This window comes from Brevundimonas sp. T2-11 (assembly GCF_055397675.1).
The window spans coordinates 2,922,109-2,941,949 of record NZ_AP027920.1 but is presented as its reverse complement, the minus strand read 5'-3'; the positions used below and the strand labels follow the sequence as shown (position 1 = coordinate 2,941,949).

Here is a 19,841-nt window from a genome sequence, read left to right as displayed (position 1 = left end):
AGTAAGAAGCGAGCGCCCGCCATGATTCCGACTCTCGCCCGCCGCCTGTTCCTGGCCGCCCTGATGACCGCTCCGCTGGGGGCCTGTGCGACGGCGATGAACTCCGCCTCGCCCGCCGCCATCGAGGCCGCCGCTTTCGAGCGCATTCCCGCCGGCGTCATCGTCACCCCTGAGGAGGGTGCTGCGCGACGCGTGCGTCTGGAGGTCTATGGTCCCGAGACCATTCGCGTCACGGCGACCGAGAACGCGTCCATGGACCTGCCGCCCAGTCTGATGGTCACGGCCGAACCCTCGACGTCCACGCCTTTCCAGGTCGAGACGCGTGGCGAACTGGTGGTGCTGAAGACGGCTGAGGCCTCGGCCGAGGTGTCGCGTCGCACCGGCGCGGTCCGCTTCCTCGATGAAAACGGGCAGGAAGTCCTGAAGGAACGCGCGGGCAGCCGTGAGCTGAGCCCCGTCACGGTCGAGGACCAGAAGGGCGACCATCGCTTTCTCGCCACGCGCCAGATCTGGGAAAGCCCTGATGACGAGGCCTTTTATGGCCTGGGCCAGCATCAGCAGGGGGTGATGAACCACAAGGGGCATGACGTTCAGCTGGCCCAGCACAACATCGACGTCGGTGTTCCCCTGGTGGTGTCCAGCCGCAACTACGGCGTTCTGTGGGACAACAACTCGATCACCCGTTTCGGCGATCCGCGCCCCTACGGCATGATCGCCGACCAGTTCATCGTGCGCGACGCCACCGGCCGGTTCGGCGGCCTGACCGCCAGCTACTATCAGAACGACGAACTGAAGGTTCAGCGTCAGGAAACCGAGGTGAACTACGAGTTCATCCGCGAATGGTCGCGCTGGCCCGAGGGCTTCAAGTCGCAACCCGGCCAGCCGGTGCAGACGGGGGACATGGGCAAGCCGGGGCAGGCGGGCGTCAAGGTCGTCTGGGAAGGCACGCTCGAGACGCCAGCTGCGGGTCTGCACAAGTTCCGTCTCTATTCGTCCGGCTATGTGAAGGTCTGGATCGACGGCAAGCTGGTCGAGGACAACTGGCGCCAGAACTGGAACCCCTTCGACCACGACTTCCAGGTTCAGATGGCCGCCGACACGCGCGTGCCGATCCGCATCGAGTGGATCCCGGAGGACGGCTATATCTCGCTGCGCCACATGGACCCGCTGCCCGCCGCCGATCAGGGGGCGCTGAGCCTGGCGTCGGAAGTCGGGACCGCCATCGACTACTACTATATCGGCGGCGACAACCTGGACGGCGTCATCGCCAACTATCGCGGTCTGACCGGCAAGTCGGTCATGCTGCCGCGCTGGGCCTATGGCTTCTGGCAGAGCCGCCAGCGCTACAACACCCAGGCCGAGGTGACGGACACGGTGCGCCGCTATCGCGAGCTGGGCCTGCCGATCGACAATGTGGTGCAGGACTGGTTCTACTGGCCCGAGAACGCTTGGGGCTCGCACCAGTTCGACCCGGCGCGCTTCCCCAACCCGACCCAGATGGTCAAGGACGTTCATGACATGAACGCCAACATCATCATTTCGGTGTGGCCGAAATTCTATCCGACGACCGATCACTACAAGCAGCTGGACGCCATCGGCGGCATGTACACGCGCAACGTCGACGTCGGCGCGCGCGACTGGGTCGGACCGGGCTACGCCAACAGCTTCTACGATCCCTATCTGCCGGCCGCTCGCGACCTCTACTGGAAGCAGATTTCCGACAGCTTCAAGGGCATGGGCTTTGACGGCTGGTGGCTGGATTCGGTCGAGCCGGACATGCACTCCAACCTGGACATCCCCGAACGGACCCTGCGCATGGGACCGACGGCGATCGGGCCGGGCGCCTATGTCTTCAACTCCTATCCGTTGATCAACGCCGAGAACGTCTACAAGAATTTCCGCCGCGAGCAGGGCGACCAGAGGACCTACATCCTGACCCGCTCGGCCTGGGGCGGTCTTCAGCGCACTGGCTCGACCCTGTGGTCGGGCGATGTGGTGGCGCGCTGGGACAACCTGCGCGACCAGATTTCGGCGGGCGTGAACACCGGTCTGTCGGGTCTGGCCAACTGGACGCACGACATCGGCGGCTTCTCGGTCGAGGCGCGCTATTCCAACCCCGCCGGCATGAAGCCCGAAGATCAGGCCGAATGGGACGAGCTGAACCTGCGCTGGTTCCAGTTCGGGGCCTTCTCGCCCATCTTCCGTTCCCACGGCGAGTTCCCGCTGCGCGAGGTCTATAATCTGGCCCAGCCCGGCACGGCGATGTACGACGCCTATGCCCAACAGATGCGCACCCGCTATCGGCTGATGCCCTACATCTACAGCCTGGCCGGGGACGTCTATCACCGCGACGCCACCATCATGCGCGGCCTGGTCATGGACTTCCCGAACGATCGCCAGGCGCGCGACGTCAACGACCAGTACCTGTTCGGCCGCGCCCTGCTGGTGGCGCCGGTCACCGACTACAAGGCGCGCAGCCGCTCGGTCTACTTCCCGCAGGGCGCCGACTGGTACGACCTGCTGACCGGCCAGAAGTATGGCGGCGGGCGTTCGGTCACGGTGGAGGCGGGTGTCGACAAGATCCCGGTCTATGTCCGCGCGGGTTCGATCCTGCCGACCGGCCCGGCGATCCAGTACACGGCCGAGAAGCTGGACGGTCCGCTGACCCTGATCGTCTATACCGGCGCGGATGGCGCCTTCTCGCTCTACGAGGATCAGGGCGTGAACTACGCCTATGAGCGCGGCGAGTTCTCGAACATTCCGATGCAGTGGAATGACGCCGCAGGCGTCCTGACCATCGGCGCCCGAACCGGGGCCTATCCGGGCATGCCGACCGACCGCACCATCCACGTGCGCTTCGTCAGCGGACCGGGCGCGGATGTCGGAAACTTCGACGCCGCTCCGGCCCGGACCATTCGCTACTCGGGTCAGCCGGTCGAGATTCGGCGCTAACACCGACCGCCCGTCCCGGCTGTCCGGGGCGGGCCAACGCCGTCAGGAGGCGCGGATGCGCTCATTCTTGCTCACCGCCGCCGCTGTCGCCGCCTTTGTGCCTATCGGCGGGGGGCAGGTTCAGGCCCAGACCGTCGCGCCCTTGCTGGACGCCATGTTCCAGGATCATGCGGTGGTGCAGCGCGAGCGCCCCATCGCGGTCTGGGGGCGGGCGACGCCCGGCGCGCGGGTATCGGTCGCCCTGGGCGCGGCCAGGGCCGAGACGACGGCGCACGCCGACGGAAGCTGGCGCACGAACCTGCCGGCCCTGCCGGCCGGCGGGCCCCATGTGCTGACGGCCGAGAGCGCCGCTGGTGGGGAGCAGAGCGTCAGCGACGTCATGGTCGGGGATGTCTGGCTGTGCTCGGGCCAGTCCAACATGGAGTTCGCGGTCCGTCAGGCGACCAACGCCGAGAGCGAGATCGGCGGCGCACGCGACGACAGGATGCGGCTGTTCCTGGTCGAACGCGCCAGCAAGCCCGCGCCGGCCGAAGCCGTTCAGCCGATCGGCCAATGGCGCACGACAAGCCCCGACAGCGTGCGTGACTTCTCGGCCGCCTGCTACTTCATGGGGCGCGACCTGCGTCGCACGGACGACGTGCCGGTCGGCCTGATCGCCGCCTCCTGGGGCGGGTCGATCATCGAGGACTGGCTGAGCCGCGAGGCGGTGGTCGGACTGGGCGGGCATGACCAGGCGCTCGAAGCGCTGGACGCCTATGCGCGCGATCCGCAGCGGGGCGAAGCCCAGTGGCGCCAGATCACCCAGGCCTGGTGGGCGGCGCATGATCCGGGCACGCAACAGGGCTGGAACCTGGCGCAAACCCGCGACGCCGACTGGGCGCCGATCCCCGCCGGGGGCTTCTGGGAAAGCACGGTCGAGGGCCTTCAGACCTTCGACGGCATCATATGGCTGCGCAAGGAGGTCGAGCTGACGGCGGCGCAGGCGCGTCAGGCCGCGACCCTGGAACTGGGGCCGGTCGACGATGCGGACGTCACCTGGGTCAACGGCCGCTATGTCGGCGGCCAGCAGGGCTGGGACACGCCGCGGGTCTATGCGCTTCCTGCGGGGACGTTGAAGCCGGGCCGCAATCTGATCGCGGTCGGGGTGCTGGACACCAACGGCGGCGGCGGGGCCTGGGGCGCGGCGGAGAGCAAACGCCTGCGGCTGGCGGACGGAACCAGCATCGCCCTGTCGTCCGGCTGGCGGCATCGGATCGCGGCGCCGCTGGGCGATCTGCCCAATCCGCCGCGCACGCCCTGGATCGGCGGCAGCGGCACGACGACCCTCTATAACGGCATGATCGCGCCTCTGGGGCCCTGGGGGCTGAAGGGCCTGGCCTGGTATCAGGGCGAGTCCAATATCGGCGACCCGACGGGCTATCGTCGGCTGTTGCCCGCCCTGTTCGCGGATTGGCGCCAGAGGTTCGAGAGCCCGGACATGAGGGCCCTGGTGGTGCAACTGGCCAATTTCGGCCCGGCCGCCGAGCAACCGACGAACTCCTACTGGGCGGCCCTGCGCGAAAGCCAGCGCGCGGTCGTCGGCGCCGATCCCCTGGCGGGGCTGGCCGTCGCCATCGACATCGGTGATCGTTACGACATCCACCCTACCAACAAGCTGGAGGTGGGGCGTCGTCTGGCGCTGGAGGCCCGTCGTCTGGACGGGGCCGTGCAACCGGTCTCGCCACAGCCGTTGTCGGTGGCTCGCACCGCCGATGGCGTACAGATCCGCTATGCTTCAGGCGCACGACTCGTCGCTTATGGGTCGGATCGTCCGGTCGGGTTTGAGCTCTGCGACGCGAACGACGACTGCCGCTTTGTCGACGCCAGCCTGTCGAGCGACCTGGTCGTTCTGACCTCGGCGAGACCGTCTGACGTCAAGGTGCGCTTCTGCTGGGCCGACAGTCCGGTGTGCAACCTCTACGGACCCGCCGGATTGCCGGCGGTCCCGTTCGAAGGCCTGATCCCCTAGTCTTCTGGATTGCGGGGCAGGCGCGCCCGATCATAGTCGGGGCCGAAGTTGAACAGCAGGGCCGGGCCCAACTCCAGCCTGTGCCGGGCCTGCCCCATCTGAATGATGATGCTGGTCTGTCCGGGCGTGAAGTCGGCCTCGGCCACGCCGGAAGCATAGATCATCGTCCAGTCCGGTCCGACCGCGACGTCGGACGCGCGCGCCAGAACCGGCTTGGGTTCGGACGATCCCTCCAGCAACAGCAGGGGGATGCGTGTGATCGTCTGATCCGCGGGCAGGGCCGCCGCGCGCACCCAGACGCCAAGCAGCAGGACGTCCCCGGACTTGACGGCTCCGGTGTTGGTCATGACGGCGCCGACCGACCAGGGGTCGCCCGCGCGGCGCACATCGATGCTCAGCGCCTGGCCGCCCGTCACGCCCTGCGCCGCCTGGGGCGTCGGCGGCGAGGCCAGGCCCCAGGTGTTCCAGTTCTGCACGAAGGGGGTGTTGATCAGCCGTTCGATCAAGGGACGCTCGGTCTGGGGCGACCCGGCGGGCGCTGCGGTCTGGGCCAGGGCGGGCGCCGATAACAGGCCCAGCGCGAGGCTGATGGCGAATGCGGTCTTCATGGCGTGTGTTCTCCCCAGGCGTCGCCTTTGTTGCAGCAACCTCAGACCAGACCGGCGCCCCACAGCCGCAGGGCGGGCGCGACCGTCACCGGGCGAGCGGCGGGCAGGTCGATGATCAGGGCCTCGTCCGTCTGGCGGAAGGACAGGGCGTCGCCTCCCAGCATTTCGACCCGATCCACGCGTCCGGCCGCCCCGGCGCGCAAGGCGCGGATGCTGAGCCGGGCGCTTTCGGGCCAGTCGAGGGCGAAGGCGTAAAGGGTGTCGCCCTTGATCGTGAAGCGGATGTCCTGGCCGGTCCAGGGGCGGGCCGCGCCCTCGCCGTGCATCCCGCCCTGCACCTCGGTCGGCCCTTCGCCGTAGATGCGCCAGGGGCGGGTGTCGAAGACGGCCTCGCCGTTGATCCTCATCCAGGCGGCGATGTCGGTCAGGATCTGGCGTTCGTCGCTGTCGATGGAGCCGTCGCCGCGCTGGGGGATGCTGAGCAGCAGATTGCCGTTCTTGGACACCACGTCCACCAGCCGTTGCAGCACGCTGTGGGCGGGGACGTAGTAGTGGCCCGTGAAACGGGCGCGGTTGTAATGCCAGTCGCCGATGCAGGTGTCGGTCTGCCACGGCTCGGCGCGCAGGCTGTCCGAGAAGCCGCGCTCGACGGTTTCGGTGATCCCCTTGCGTTGCCGCTCGTCCAGGCGCTTGCCGTTGACGACGGGCAGTTCGCCGCGCCAGTCGAGCGAGGCGTTGTAGTATTCCGCCGTCGCCTCCAGCCCATAGCGGCCCAGCGGCAGCTGGTAGTTGTCGAAATAGACCATGTCCGGCCGATATCTGGTGATCAGGTCCCGCTGGCGCGCGACCCAGGACCGGACGAAGGCGGGGTTGTTCGGGGGCGGGGTCTCGATCCACTGTCCGTCGCGCGCGTCGTGCCAGGCGTTCATCTCGGCGATGGAGGCGATGCCGTCGGGCGGCGCGAAGCTGGGGCCGGTGTAGAGCTCCTGAGGGTCCAGGCCGTCCCACCACTTGCCGGCGCCGTCGGCCCTGGTCAGACGCGCCGCGTCGTAGCGAACGCCCTTCATCGGCCCCTCGGCGTCATAGCCGTAGGCCGTCTGCCACCAGTGCCAGGCATGGGCGGCGTGGTTGGAGACGCCGAAGCGCAGGCCGCGCGCCCGCACGGCCTTCTCCCAGGTTCCGACGATGTCGCGTTTCGGCCCGACGCGAGTGGTGTTCCAGGCGTGATGGGCGCTGTCGAACAGGTCCAGGTTGTCGTGGTGGTTGGCCATGGACATGATGTAGCGGGCGCCTGCCGCCTGATAGAGATCCAGCAGACTCTCGGGGTCCCACTGGTCGCCCTTCCACATGTCGATGAAGTCCATGAAGCCGAACCGGCTGGGATGGCCGTAGGTCGCGACATGGTGCTCGTAGAAGGGGTTGCCCTGGATATACATCTGGCGGCCGTACCAGTCGCCGAACTCGGGCACGCACTGGGGGCCCCAGTGGGACCAGATGCCGAACTTGGCGTCGCGGAACCAGTCGGGCGTCCGGTAGCCGTCGATCAGGCTGTCCCATGTCGGTTTGAACGGGCCGGCTGCGCCGCCGGGCGTCGTGGCGCAACCGCCGAGCAGGGAGGCCGAGGCGCCGGCTCCCAGAAGACCGCGTCGGGACAGGTTCATGCCGGTTCTCCATAGACGACGCCGCGTCCGTCGGTGGCCACATAGACGCGGCCGAATATGCGCGGATCGCCGGCGATGGCGCGATAGCGGCGCCCGTATTCATGCCGGTCGTCATTGACCCTGATCCAACTGCGTCCCCGATCATCCGAGCGGAAGACGCCGCGCACTGCGCCGCGCGTACCGATGGCGAACAGGGCGGGATAGGTCTGGCCGGGCGGGGGCTTGCCGAAGTCCAGCATCTCGACGGTCAGGTCGCCGTCCATGCGGTCGAAGCTCTGGCCGCCGTCGCGGCTGTTGTAGAGGCCGGCGCGCGAAACAAGCCACAGGTCCCCGTCATGGCCGGGCGTGGCCTTCAGCGGGAAGGCCTGTTCGCGCCAGGTGGGGCGGTCGGCGGCGCTGGCGGCGGGCAGGCCGCGCGAGGGGACGCGGGCGAAGCTTTCGGCGCCGTCCACGCTGACGAACCAATGGCCGGTGTGGAAGTCGAAGGCGTAGAAAAGCTGTCCGTCCTTGCGGTCGGCCACCGGCCGGAGCAGGGGCGGCAGACCGGCGCAGGGTTTCCAGCTGACGCCGCGATCTCGCGACCAGACGACCTGGGGCGTAGCCAGGACGAAGGTCGCGCCGTCGGCGGACACCGTGATCGGGGCGTCGCGATACAGGTCCATCCGCGGATTGTCGGCGAGGATCGGGGTTTCGCCGGAGGCAGGGCGCGGGCGGCCCAGCGGCTTCCAGCGACGTCCGCCGTCATCGGACCAGGCCAGGGTCGAGCCGTCGTGTCCTTCGGAGCCGACGCCCTCGTGCGGGGTGCCGCTGCGGACCACGACGGCCGGCGCGGCGCCCGCATAGTCGATCTGGTTGGTGTTGGCGAAGACCGGCGTCGTGAACTGGAGGTCCGGCGAGCGGTCCAGATCATCGTGGGCGAAGCCCGAGATGTCGCCGAACCCGGTCAGAAGGCGCGGCCCCTCGGGGGGGCTGGTCAGGGTGATGACGGCGGTCTGTTCTATGCCCTGGACCCAGGGCGTCCAGTCGGTCGGGCGGTTCTGATCGGCGGCGGACAGGTTGCGGGTCTCATAGACGGTGGCGCCGGTCGCATAGATCAGTCGATCAGGATCGAAGGGGTCCAGCGCGAGGGCGGCGATCCACCAGCCGAATTCCGGCGTGTCATTGCCCCAGTAGAGATAGGGGGTGGCGCTGACGTCGCGGCGCGAGCCTTCGCGAAGACTGGTCCAGGAACGGCCGTCGTCGGTGCTGCGCCAGATGGTGTCGCCCGGCGCCCAGCGGTTCATGGTCGAGACCATGAGGACGCCGGGGCGGGTCCGGTCCAGCGCCAGCCCCATGAAGCCGCCCGCACGGTCATTGTCCGGACGGGGGGGCGAGATGTCGGTCCATTGATCTGTCCGGGTGTCCAGTCGCCAGACCGCCCCGTCCGTGATCCCGTTGGGGCCTATGCCCAGGGTGCAGGTGACATAAAGGAGGCCGCGCGAGTCCAGTTCGGCCTTGGCCGCCGACAGTTCGGCGCGCGGTCCGCCGGTGACGGGTCGCCAGGTCTGTCCTGCATCGTCGGTGCGATAGAGGGCGTGATCGTGCGGATCGGCGACGCCGACGAACAGGGTCTTCGACGCCTGGCCTCGCACGCCGCTGCGAGGATCGAAGACGACGAAGCTGAGCCCGCCGTGCGTGGCGCGGCCGGTCGGCGTTCCCAGCCCCTTCAACGGGAAGGAGGCGACCTGGGCCCAGCTGGCGCCGCCGTCGGTTGAACGTTGCAGGCCGTCGTGGCGCGAGCCGAAATAGAGGATGCGGTTGTCATTGGGGTCGACAGCCAGGCGTTCGCCCAGTCCTCGCCCGTCCTCGTTGCCGCCCATGCGGAAGGGGACGTCTGTCCGGGTCCAGGTCTCCCCCCGGTCGCTGGAGCGCAGCATGGCGCCGGGATCGCCGCGATGAACCCCGACCGCGACGTGGACCACATCCGCGTCCACAGGGTCAGCGGCGATGCTTTCGACGCCGAAGTCGGATGAGCGGGGGCTGGCGTCCTGCAGCGGCCGCCACCGGTTCTGGCCGGCGTCGAAGCGATAGGCGCCCCCCATGTCCGAGCGGGCGTAGGCCAGGCCGCGTTCGACAGGGCTGAAGACGACGCCGGGGATGAAGCCGCCGGCGCCCACCGCGACGTTGCGCCAGAGATGGGGCGCCGTCTCGGCCCTTGCGGCGCGCGTGGTGGACAGGGCCCCGAGCGCCAGTGTCAGGGCTGTGGCGGCTCTGCGGGTGATCTCTGCCGTCATGCCGTCTTTCCTCCCCAGGACCGGAGACGTGCGGCGTCTCGCGTATGATAGCGCTAACGTTGGCAGTTGACATGATTGTCACAGGTGCATCAAGTTGCGTCTGTAAAAATCAGGGCGTCGGTCAACGATGTCACGGGAGCGAACTTCGGGTTCAGTCGGGTGCTCGCGACGTGCTGTCGTCGGCGTCCTGGTCTTTTGCATTATCCTGAGCGAACTGCCGGCGCGGTCGTCCTGATCGCGCCGGGCTTTTCGTCCTATCCTTGGCCTGACAGACCGGACGGACCTGCCCATGATCCCGCGCTTCCTGATTTCACGCTCCGGCGCCGTTTCCGTTCTGGCCCTGTCCATGGCCCTGTCGTCCGGCGCCTGCGCCGCCACGGCCCAGACGCCGCGCGCCGCGCCCGTGAACCATGTGTCGGCCGAGGCGACGATCGTCACAGAAGCCTCCCGCGCCCATCCCGGCCTGTGGCCTCGCGCCGCATCCCCCGCCGCCATGTCCGACGCCGCGACCGAGGCCTTCGTCACCGAGCTGATGAGCCGGATGACCCTGGAGGAGAAGGTCGGCCAGACCATTCAGGCGGACATCGCCTCGATCAAGCCGGAAGACCTGTTGCGCTATCCCCTCGGGTCGATCCTGGCCGGCGGCAATTCCTCGCCGGGCGGCGACGAGCGGGCTTCGGCCCAGGCATGGGTGGAACTGGCCCAGGCCTTCCGCCACGCCGTGGCCGAGCGGCCGGGCGCGAAGATTCCGATGATTTACGGCATCGACGCCGTGCATGGTCACAACAACATCGTCGGCGCCACCATCTTTCCGCACAATATCGGCCTGGGCGCCGCGCGTGATCCCGATCTGATCCGCCGCATCGGTCAGGCGACCGCGCTGGAAGTCGCCGTCACCGGCGCCGACTGGACCTTCGGCCCGACCCTGGCCGTGCCGCGCGACGACCGCTGGGGCCGGGCCTATGAGGGCTATGCCGAGAATCCGGAGGTGGCCCAGAGCTACGCCGGGCCGATGACCCTGGGCCTGCAAGGCGTCCTGTCGGCCGATCATCCACTGACGGCGGGCCATATCGCCGGTTCCGCCAAGCACTTCCTGGCCGACGGCGGCACCACGGGCGGCAAGGACCAGGGCGACTTCGCCGGGACCGAGCGCGAGCTGATCGACACGCATCTGTCCGGCTACCCCCAGGCCATCGACGCCGGGGTTCTGTCGATCATGGCCAGCTTCTCCAGCTGGAACGGGGTCAAGCACAGCGGCAACGAGACCATTCTCAACGACGTGTTGCGCGGTCCGTTGGGGTTCGACGGCTTCGTGGTGTCGGACTGGAACGCTCACGGCCAGCTGCCGGGCTGCTCGAACGAGAGCTGCGCCCTGGCGATCAACGCCGGGATCGACATGCTGATGGCGCCTGACAGCTGGAAGCCGCTCTACGAAAACACCCTGGCCCAGGCGCGTTCGGGCGAAATTCCGATGGCGCGGCTGGACGAGGCGGTGCGTCGTATTCTGCGGGTCAAGGTCAAGACGGGCCTGTTCAACGACGAGCGTCCGGTCGAAGGGCGGCTGAACGAACTGGGCTCGCCCGCCCATCGCGCCCTGGCGCGCGAAGCGGTTCGCAAGTCTCTGGTCCTGCTGAAGAATGAAAACGCGGTCCTGCCGATCCGGGCCGGGGCGCGGGTTCTGGTCGCCGGTCAGGCCGATGACATCGGCCAGGCCTCGGGCGGCTGGACCCTGACCTGGCAGGGCACGGGCAACAGCAACGCCGACTTTCCCAACGGCCAGTCGATCTGGAGCGGCGTCGAAGAGGCGGTGAAGGCGGCGGGCGGTCAGGCCGTGCTCAGCGTGGACGGCGCCTTCACCCAGAAGCCGGACGTGGCCATCGTCGTGTTCGGCGAGACCCCCTATGCCGAGTTCCAGGGCGATGTGGACACCCTGGACTTCCTGCCGACGGAGCCGCTGGAGACCTTGAAGCGGTTGAAGGCGGCGGGGGTGCCGACGGTTTCGGTCTTCCTGTCGGGGCGGCCGATGTGGACCAATCCCGAGATCAATGCGTCCGACGCCTTCGTGGCGGCCTGGCTGCCGGGGACCGAAGGCGGCGGCGTGGCCGACGTCCTGATCGGCGACGCGGCGGGCAAGGTGCGTCATGATTTCAGCGGGACCCTTTCCTTCAGTTGGCCGAAGGATGCGATGGGCGAGCCGCTGAATGTCGGCCAGCAGGGTTATGATCCGCAGTTCGCCTATGGCCACGGTCTGTCCTATGGGCGGCCCGGCCATGTCGGCGACCTGTCCGAGGACAGCGGCGTGGTCGGATCGACCAGCAGTCTGGACCGCTACTTCGTCGATGGACGCTTCGTGGCGCCCTGGTCGCTGATGCTGCGCGACGACGGCGGCGAGTTCCGGCTTGGCGGCGAGAGCGTCGGGGCCAGTCCGCGCGGCGGCGTCAGCGTCCGTTCGACGGACGGCGCCGGGCAGGAATCGGCCCGGGCCCTGACCTTCGCCGGCGCGGGCGGACATGCCGTCATTTCCGCCAGCCCGGTCGATCTGACGCGACAGTCGAACGGCGAGATGGCGATCGCCTTCCGCTACCGCATCGACAGCCGTCCGCAAGCCCCGGTCCTGTTGACGCTCGGCGCCGGGCGCGTGGACGTCACCGCCATCTTCAACGCCGCGCCCCTGGGCGAGTGGCGCACCTTGAAGGTCCGGCTGTCCTGTCTGGCCGAACACGGAGGCGACGTCGCCGCCGTCGATCAGCCCTGGGGCCTGCGGACCTCATCCGCGTTCGGCGTGACGGTCGAAGATATTCGCCTGGGTTCCAATGAAGGCGACACGGTGTGTCCGGCGCCGTGACCGCCCTGATCGGCGTCGACTGGGGCACCACTCGCCTGCGAGTGATGCGGATCGACGCCGAGGGGCGCGTGCAGGATCGCCGCGTCGATGCGCGCGGCGCCGGGACCCTGACGAGCGCGGACTTTCCTCAGGTCCTGGCCGAGGTCGCCGGCGACTGGCTGGAGGCCGCGCCCGTCTTGATCTGCGGCATGGCCGGGGCGCGGCATGGTTGGGCGGATGCGGGGTATCGGCCCTGTCCTGCCCGGATCGAGGATCTGGCGCGGCATATTGTCTGGCCGGAGGCGGGGCGACGGATCGGCATCGTGCCGGGCGTGGCCCTGCGCCTGCCGGAACTTGATGACGTCATGCGGGGCGAGGAGACCCAGGCCCTGGGTCTGTTCGGCGCGGGGAAGGGCGGCCTGCTGATCGCGCCCGGCACCCACAGCAAGTGGATCGAGGTTGAAGACGGCGTGATCGCCGCCTTTCGCACCTTCCTGACCGGCGAACTCTTCGCCGCCGTCCGCAGCGCCACCCTTCTCGGGCGTGGCATGGGCGATCCGGGCCAGGACGAGGCCGCATTCGATCAGGGCGTGGTTCAGGCCCTGTCCGACCCGGCGGTGACGGCGAATCTGTTTTCGGTTCGTGTTCGCCACCTGTCCGGCGCCCTGGCCGCCGAGGCCGCGGCCGACTACCTGTCGGGTCTGTTGATCGGGGCCGAGGTCGCCGCCGGTCGCGCTCACCGACTTCGGTCGGTCGTGATTGTCGGAGAGATTCATCTCGCGGAACGTTATCGTCGTGCCCTGGGTCTGGCCGGCTTCTCGTCCGTCAGCCTGGCGTCGGCGGAAGCCGCGACGGCGGCCGGTCTAAGCCGTATCTGGAGGGCCATCCCATGAACGCAGCCATTTCTTCCGCCCTGTCGGCCACGCCTCTGGTCGCCATTCTGCGTGGCCTGACGCCGGATGAGGCTGTCGACATCGGCGAAGCCCTTGTCGCGGAGGGGCTCACCTGCCTTGAGGTGCCGTTGAATTCGCCTGACCCCCTGGTCAGCATCCGCAGGCTGCGCGACGCGCTGGATGGACGCGCCTTTGTCGGCGCGGGGACGGTTCTGGATGTCTCCGCCGTCAAGGCGGTCGCTGACGCCGGGGGGCAACTGGTGATCTCTCCTAACGCCAACGCCGAGGTCATCAAGGCGAGCAAGGCGGCGGAGCTGTTTTCCATGCCCGGTTTCTTCACGCCGACCGAGGCCTTCATGGCGCTGGACGCGGGCGCGGACGTGCTGAAGCTGTTTCCGGCGGAACTGGCTGGTCCCACGGGGATGCGGGCCGTGCGGGCCGTCCTGCCGCGAGCGGCCGCGGTCTACGCCGTCGGCGGGGTCGGTCCTGCCGATATGACGAGCTGGCGGGCGGCGGGCGCCTCTGGGTTCGGCGTCGGCTCGGCCCTGTACAGGCCGGGTCGGACAGCGGAAGCCGTTGGGGCCGCGGCGCGAGAATTCATGGCGGCCCTGGCCGTTCGCGAATGACGGCGCCGAGGAACTTAGACGGAAATAACGGCGCGCTGAGCTTGTTACGGCCCAGGTTGATTTCGTGCTTGTGGAGTCGCGGCGGCTTCCCTATACCGCCGCCTCGCTCGAAGACGAGTTGGCGGCGGTGCCCGGGAAACCAGGCCTTCCGGCGTGTGATGGAGGCAGGTGCCGAAAAGCGACTTGCATGCATGGCAGGCTTCAGTTAGTCTTCGCGCTTCGGTCAAATCATCCGATCAGCTCGACGAGCAGCTTTCAAGTTGCCGTTGTCGATCTTTTGCGGCCCTTAAGGTTTCGGCCTGATGGGGCGAGAAAGATCGGATCGCCTGGTTGACTTGGAGGATTGGTTTCCTTAGAAGGCCGCCTCCGCTGGGGCTCTCGGGTTCCGGGAAGTGTTGAGAAAGTTCTTTAAAAAGAACTGGTTGACACGGAAAATCAGGGGCGCTAAACACCGCCTCCGCCGCGAACGGGCGTTAAACGGTTCGGCCGGTTTTACCGGTTGTGGTCTTTGAAATCGTTGATCTGGAAAGAGAAACGCAGGCGGCGGTGTCCTGGCGAAGTTCTTCGGAACTTTAGTCGACACTGACAATCTGCGGTCTTTTTGAAAAGACATACCATGTAACTGGTCTTCGGATCGGTGACGTGGGATCTCGTCAATAATACGTAGAACTAACGCCAAGACGATTTAGTCGTCTTAAGCTTAGGTCAGATAAGTCAACTCAACCTGAGAGTTTGATCCTGGCTCAGAGCGAACGCTGGCGGCAGGCCTAACACATGCAAGTCGAACGGACCCTTCGGGGTTAGTGGCGGACGGGTGAGTAACACGTGGGAACGTGCCTTTAGGTTCGGAATAGCTCCTGGAAACGGGTGGTAATGCCGAATGTGCCCTTCGGGGGAAAGATTTATCGCCTTTAGAGCGGCCCGCGTCTGATTAGCTAGTTGGTGAGGTAATGGCTCACCAAGGCGACGATCAGTAGCTGGTCTGAGAGGATGACCAGCCACATTGGGACTGAGACACGGCCCAAACTCCTACGGGAGGCAGCAGTGGGGAATCTTGCGCAATGGGCGAAAGCCTGACGCAGCCATGCCGCGTGAATGATGAAGGTCTTAGGATTGTAAAATTCTTTCACCGGGGACGATAATGACGGTACCCGGAGAAGAAGCCCCGGCTAACTTCGTGCCAGCAGCCGCGGTAATACGAAGGGGGCTAGCGTTGCTCGGAATTACTGGGCGTAAAGGGCGCGTAGGCGGATCGTTAAGTCAGAGGTGAAATCCCGGAGCTCAACTTCGGAACTGCCTTTGATACTGGCGATCTTGAGTGTGAGAGAGGTATGTGGAACTCCGAGTGTAGAGGTGAAATTCGTAGATATTCGGAAGAACACCAGTGGCGAAGGCGACATACTGGCTCATTACTGACGCTGAGGCGCGAAAGCGTGGGGAGCAAACAGGATTAGATACCCTGGTAGTCCACGCCGTAAACGATGATTGCTAGTTGTCGGGCTGCATGCAGTTCGGTGACGCAGCTAACGCATTAAGCAATCCGCCTGGGGAGTACGGTCGCAAGATTAAAACTCAAAGGAATTGACGGGGGCCCGCACAAGCGGTGGAGCATGTGGTTTAATTCGAAGCAACGCGCAGAACCTTACCACCTTTTGACATGCCTGGACCGCCACGGAGACGTGGCTTTCCCTTCGGGGACTAGGACACAGGTGCTGCATGGCTGTCGTCAGCTCGTGTCGTGAGATGTTGGGTTAAGTCCCGCAACGAGCGCAACCCTCGCCATTAGTTGCCATCATTCAGTTGGGAACTCTAATGGGACTGCCGGTGCTAAGCCGGAGGAAGGTGGGGATGACGTCAAGTCCTCATGGCCCTTACAGGGTGGGCTACACACGTGCTACAATGGCGACTACAGAGGGTTAATCCTTAAAAGTCGTCTCAGTTCGGATTGTCCTCTGCAACTCGAGGGCATGAAGTTGGAATCGCTAGTAATCGCGGATCAGCATGCCGCGGTGAATACGTTCCCGGGCCTTGTACACACCGCCCGTCACACCATGGGAGTTGGTTCTACCCGAAGGCGATGCGCTAACCGCAAGGAGGCAGTCGACCACGGTAGGGTCAGCGACTGGGGTGAAGTCGTAACAAGGTAGCCGTAGGGGAACCTGCGGCTGGATCACCTCCTTTCTAAGGATGCTTCTCCAGTCTCTCACGAGGCTATTGAGGCTCCGATTTAGTCGGGTGCTTAGGCACACTGACATTATGCGGGACGCCGCCGTCTCCGTTTCTCTTTCCAACCATTCGTCATCACGACCTTGAGCCATGTGGGTTCATGACAGTGATGGCGTGATCGCGAGCCTGGTTGTCTTGGGCTGTCGCGCTGCCTGAAGGCCCGTAGCTCAGGTGGTTAGAGCGTACGCCTGATAAGCGTAAGGTCGGCAGTTCGAGTCTGCCCGGGCCTACCAGCACGACGGAAACCGAAGCTCTCCTGGCTATTCCCTGATTGGGGCCTTAGCTCAGTTGGTAGAGCGCCTGCTTTGCAAGCAGGATGTCATCGGTTCGAATCCGTTAGGCTCCACCATTTCCCTTGGGGCTACCGCCTGGCGGCTACTTGAGCCCCGGCGAGTATCGCGATCAAAACAAGTTTGCAGCTGATCTTCGGATCGTCTGCATTGACATTGTGAAGGAAGAATTTGTCCGGCCCCTCATAGGCTTTCAGGACAGGTTCGAAGAAGACATCGTCTGGCAAGTAAAACCAGGTGTAGGTCCGGCGGATACCTCTTTCCATCCCCCGGGTAGCCTATGCATGGGTTTTGCTGAGAAACGATCAAGCGTTTAAGGGCTTCTGACGGATGCCTTGGCGTAGAGAGGCGATGAAGGACGTGGCAAGCTGCGATAAGAGCCGGGGAGGCGCTAGCACCCTTTGATCCGGCTATTTCCGAATGGGGGAACCCACCTTTACAGTCTTCCAACTCTGCTTTTCGGAGCAGCGATTGGTGGATTGTTGAAAGGTATAATGAGCTGAATACATAGGCTTCATTAAGCGAACCCGGTGAACTGAAACATCTCAGTAACCGGAGGAAAGGACATCAACCGAGACTCCCGTAGTAGTGGCGAGCGAACCGGGACCAGGCCAGTGCTCTTGTGAAATAAAGGCGAACGATCTGGAAAGATCGGCCATAGCGGGTGACAGCCCCGTAGCCGTCAAACAGCAAGAGACTCGAGTAGGGCGGGACACGTGAAATCCTGTCTGAACATGGGGGGACCACCCTCCAAGCCTAAGTACTCCTCTACGACCGATAGTGAACAAGTACCGTGAGGGAAAGGTGAAAAGCACCCCGACAAGGGGAGTGAAACAGATCCTGAAATCGGAAGCCTACAAGCAGTCGGAGCCCCCAAGCGGGGTGACGGCGTACCTTTTGTATAATGGGTCAGCGACTTCATGTGTCGAGCAAGCTTAAGCCGTTAGGTGTAGGCGCAGCGAAAGCGAGTCTGAATAGGGCGCTAAGTTCGACGTATGACGACCCGAAACCAGGTGATCTATCCATGAGCAGGTTGAAGGTTAGGTAACACTAACTGGAGGACCGAACCGGTGAATGTTGAAAAATTCTCGGATGACTTGTGGATAGGGGTGAAAGGCCAATCAAACCTGGACATAGCTGGTTCTCCGCGAAATCTATTTAGGTAGAGCGTCCGACGAATACCCTGGGGGGTAGAGCACTGGATGGTTGCGGGCTGCGCGAGCGGTACCAATACTAACCAAACTCCGAATACCCAGGAGTACTATCGGGCAGACACACGGCGGGTGCTAACGTCCGTCGTGAAAAGGGAAACAACCCTAACCATCATCTAAGGCCCCCAAGTCATGGCTAAGTGGGAAACGATGTGGGATTGCTTTGACAATCAGGAGGTTGGCTTAGAAGCAGCCATCCTTTAAAGAAAGCGTAACAGCTCACTGATCAAGCGATCCTGCGCGGAAAATGTAACGGGGCTAAAGCCATGCGCCGAAGATATGGGTTTGCAGTTTACTGCAAGCGGTAGCGGAGCGTTCCGTAAGCCTGTGAAGGTCAACCGTGAGGTTGGCTGGAGGTATCGGAAGTGAGAATGCTGACATGAGTAACGACAAACAGAGTGAGAAACTCTGTCGCCGAAAGACCAAGGGTTCCTGCGTAAAGCTAATCTGCGCAGGGTTAGTCGGCCCCTAAGGCGAGGCTGAAAAGCGTAGTCGATGGGAAGCAGGTAAATATTCCTGCACCAGCTGGAAGTGACGGATGGCATAACTTGTAAGGGCTTATTGGATTGTCCTTGCAGGGGCGTTGTCCCTGGAAATAACTCCAGCAGAGACCGTACCCGAAACCGACACAGGTGGTCAGGTAGAGCATACCAAGGCGCTTGAGAGAACTGTGCTGAAGGAACTCGGCAAATTGCACGCGTAACTTCGGAATAAGCGTGACTCACCTTGCGCAAGCAGGAATGAGTGGCACAAGCCAGGGGGTAGCGACTGTTTAGCAAAAACACAGGGCTCTGCGAAGCAGCAATGCGACGTATAGGGTCTGACGCCTGCCCGGTGCCTGAAGGTTAAAGGGAGGAGTGAAAGCTCCGAACTGAAGCCCAGGTAAACGGCGGCCGTAACTATAACGGTCCTAAGGTAGCGAAATTCCTTGTCGGGTAAGTTCCGACCTGCACGAATGGCGTAACGACTTCCCCACTGTCTCCAGCACAGGCTCAGTGAAATTGAATTCCCCGTGAAGATGCGGGGTTCCCGCGGTCAGACGGAAAGACCCTATGAACCTTTACTATAGCTTCGCCTTGGCGTTAGCGACCGTATGTGTAGGATAGGTGGGAGGCTATGAAACCGGGGCGCCAGCTCTGGTGGAGCCATCCTTGAAATACCACCCTTACTGTCGTTGACGTCTAACCGAGGGCCGTTATCCGGTCCCGGGACATGGCGTGGTGGGTAGTTTGACTGGGGCGGTCGCCTCCCAAAGTGTAACGGAGGCGCGCGATGGTGAGCTCAGAGCGGTCGGAAATCGCTCGTCGAGTGCAATGGCATAAGCTCGCCTGACTGCGAGACTGACAAGTCGAGCAGAGACGAAAGTCGGCCATAGTGATCCGGTGGTCCCGAGTGGAAGGGCCATCGCTCAACGGATAAAAGGTACTCTAGGGATAACAGGCTGATTTTGCCCAAGAGTCCATATCGACGGCAAAGTTTGGCACCTCGATGTCGGCTCATCACATCCTGGGGCTGGAGCAGGTCCCAAGGGTATGGCTGTTCGCCATTTAAAGTGGTACGTGAGCTGGGTTCAGAACGTCGTGAGACAGTTTGGTCCCTATCTGCCGTGGGTGTTCGAAGCTTGAGAGGATCTGTCCCTAGTACGAGAGGACCGGGATGGACATACCTCTGGTGGACCTGTCATGGCGCCAGCCGTGCAGCAGGGTAGCTAAGTATGGAATAGATAACCGCTGAAAGCATCTAAGCGGGAAACTAACCTCAAAACAAGGCTTCGCTGAGGATCGTGGAAGACTACCACGTTGATAGGCCAGGTGTGGAAGCGCGGTGACGTGTGAAGCTTACTGGTACTAATAATCCGATCGGCTTGATCGTTTCTCAGCAAAACTCATTCGGTTCTACTTGCCGATAACAATACGCGACGATGTCTTCTTCTGTCTTATGTGTTTGGTTGACCCCGTGGCTATGTCGGAGGTTCCACACCCGATCCCATTCCGAACTCGGTCGTTAAGCCCTCCAGAGCCAATGGTACTTCGTCTCAAGGCGCGGGAGAGTAGGTCGCCGCGGGGTCTACCAACCACATAAAACAGTCTTCTTGTCCTATCGCCCTTCGGGCTCCTTGAGGACAGTCTTCGAACCCCATTCTTCCCTCACTCTCCGGCTTGCCGCGGGATGGAGCAGCCCGGTAGCTCGTCAGGCTCATAACCTGAAGGTCGCAGGTTCAAATCCTGCTCCCGCACCCAAACAAATAAGCCGCTAGATCAATCGTCTA

At 64.3% G+C, this 19,841-nt stretch carries 8 protein-coding genes, 3 tRNA genes and 3 rRNA genes; 11 read left to right on the top strand and 3 right to left on the bottom strand.

All coding sequences use genetic code 11. The features are described 5' to 3' along the window. Positions 1 to 21: 21 nt before the first annotated feature. Together ACZ5XO_RS14260 and ACZ5XO_RS14255 are read left to right on the top strand one after the other, a co-directional pair. On the top strand, positions 22 to 2,952 hold the full coding sequence (locus tag ACZ5XO_RS14260) for a glycoside hydrolase family 31 protein (RefSeq protein ID WP_464163052.1): 2,931 nt from the start codon (positions 22 to 24) through the stop codon (positions 2,950 to 2,952). A 55-nt stretch (positions 2,953 to 3,007) separates the two neighbouring features. Further along, positions 3,008 to 4,960, top strand: a complete 1,953-nt coding sequence (locus ACZ5XO_RS14255) for a sialate O-acetylesterase (protein WP_464163051.1) — start codon at positions 3,008 to 3,010, stop codon at positions 4,958 to 4,960. Here the strand turns inward: ACZ5XO_RS14255 and ACZ5XO_RS14250 are convergent. The 3 genes from ACZ5XO_RS14250 to ACZ5XO_RS14240 are packed head-to-tail and all read right to left on the bottom strand — an operon-like array spanning position 4,957 to position 9,502. Further along, complete coding sequence (locus ACZ5XO_RS14250) at positions 4,957 to 5,568, bottom strand: hypothetical protein (RefSeq protein ID WP_464163050.1); 612 nt, start codon at positions 5,566 to 5,568, stop codon at positions 4,957 to 4,959. The two genes, ACZ5XO_RS14255 and ACZ5XO_RS14250, sit on opposite strands and share 4 nt — an antisense overlap. Positions 5,569 to 5,609: 41 nt before the next feature. Further along, positions 5,610 to 7,229 (bottom strand): alpha-L-fucosidase, encoded by a 1,620-nt coding sequence (locus ACZ5XO_RS14245; RefSeq protein ID WP_464163049.1) that lies wholly within the window; start codon positions 7,227 to 7,229, stop codon positions 5,610 to 5,612. Then, positions 7,226 to 9,502 (bottom strand): WD40/YVTN/BNR-like repeat-containing protein, encoded by a 2,277-nt coding sequence (locus ACZ5XO_RS14240; protein ID WP_464163048.1) that lies wholly within the window; start codon positions 9,500 to 9,502, stop codon positions 7,226 to 7,228. The genes ACZ5XO_RS14245 and ACZ5XO_RS14240 overlap by 4 nt, the downstream gene beginning before the upstream one ends. A 289-nt stretch (positions 9,503 to 9,791) precedes the next feature. Between ACZ5XO_RS14240 and ACZ5XO_RS14235 the strand changes: the two genes are divergently transcribed. From ACZ5XO_RS14235 to ACZ5XO_RS14195, 9 genes are all read left to right on the top strand, one after another. Beyond that, positions 9,792 to 12,347 carry a glycoside hydrolase family 3 protein gene (locus tag ACZ5XO_RS14235; protein WP_464163047.1) on the top strand — a complete coding sequence of 852 codons (2,556 nt, stop codon included), beginning with the start codon at positions 9,792 to 9,794 and terminating at the stop codon, positions 12,345 to 12,347. Next, positions 12,332 to 13,219 carry a 2-dehydro-3-deoxygalactonokinase gene (locus ACZ5XO_RS14230; protein ID WP_464163046.1) on the top strand — a complete coding sequence of 296 codons (888 nt, stop codon included), beginning with the start codon at positions 12,332 to 12,334 and terminating at the stop codon, positions 13,217 to 13,219. The genes ACZ5XO_RS14235 and ACZ5XO_RS14230 overlap by 16 nt, the downstream gene beginning before the upstream one ends. Next, positions 13,216 to 13,845: a 2-dehydro-3-deoxy-6-phosphogalactonate aldolase gene (locus ACZ5XO_RS14225; RefSeq protein WP_464163045.1), complete on the top strand. Its 630-nt coding sequence runs from the start codon at positions 13,216 to 13,218 to the stop codon at positions 13,843 to 13,845. Before ACZ5XO_RS14230 ends, ACZ5XO_RS14225 begins: the two co-directional genes overlap by 4 nt. A 720-nt stretch (positions 13,846 to 14,565) precedes the next feature. Continuing rightward, positions 14,566 to 16,026: ribosomal RNA gene (locus ACZ5XO_RS14220) — 16S ribosomal RNA — on the top strand. Between the two features lie 201 nt (positions 16,027 to 16,227). Further along, a tRNA-Ile gene (locus ACZ5XO_RS14215) sits at positions 16,228 to 16,304 on the top strand. Between the two features lie 40 nt (positions 16,305 to 16,344). Next, positions 16,345 to 16,420, top strand: a tRNA-Ala gene (locus tag ACZ5XO_RS14210). 244 nt (positions 16,421 to 16,664) lie between these two features. Then, positions 16,665 to 19,444: ribosomal RNA gene (locus ACZ5XO_RS14205) — 23S ribosomal RNA — on the top strand. Positions 19,445 to 19,524: 80 nt separating this feature from the next. Then, positions 19,525 to 19,639: ribosomal RNA gene (rrf, locus tag ACZ5XO_RS14200) — 5S ribosomal RNA — on the top strand. The 16S, 23S and 5S rRNA genes sit together here with 3 tRNA genes alongside, the layout of an rRNA operon. 96 nt (positions 19,640 to 19,735) lie before the next feature. After that, a tRNA-Met gene (locus ACZ5XO_RS14195) sits at positions 19,736 to 19,812 on the top strand. The last annotated feature ends 29 nt before the right edge of the window (positions 19,813 to 19,841 follow it).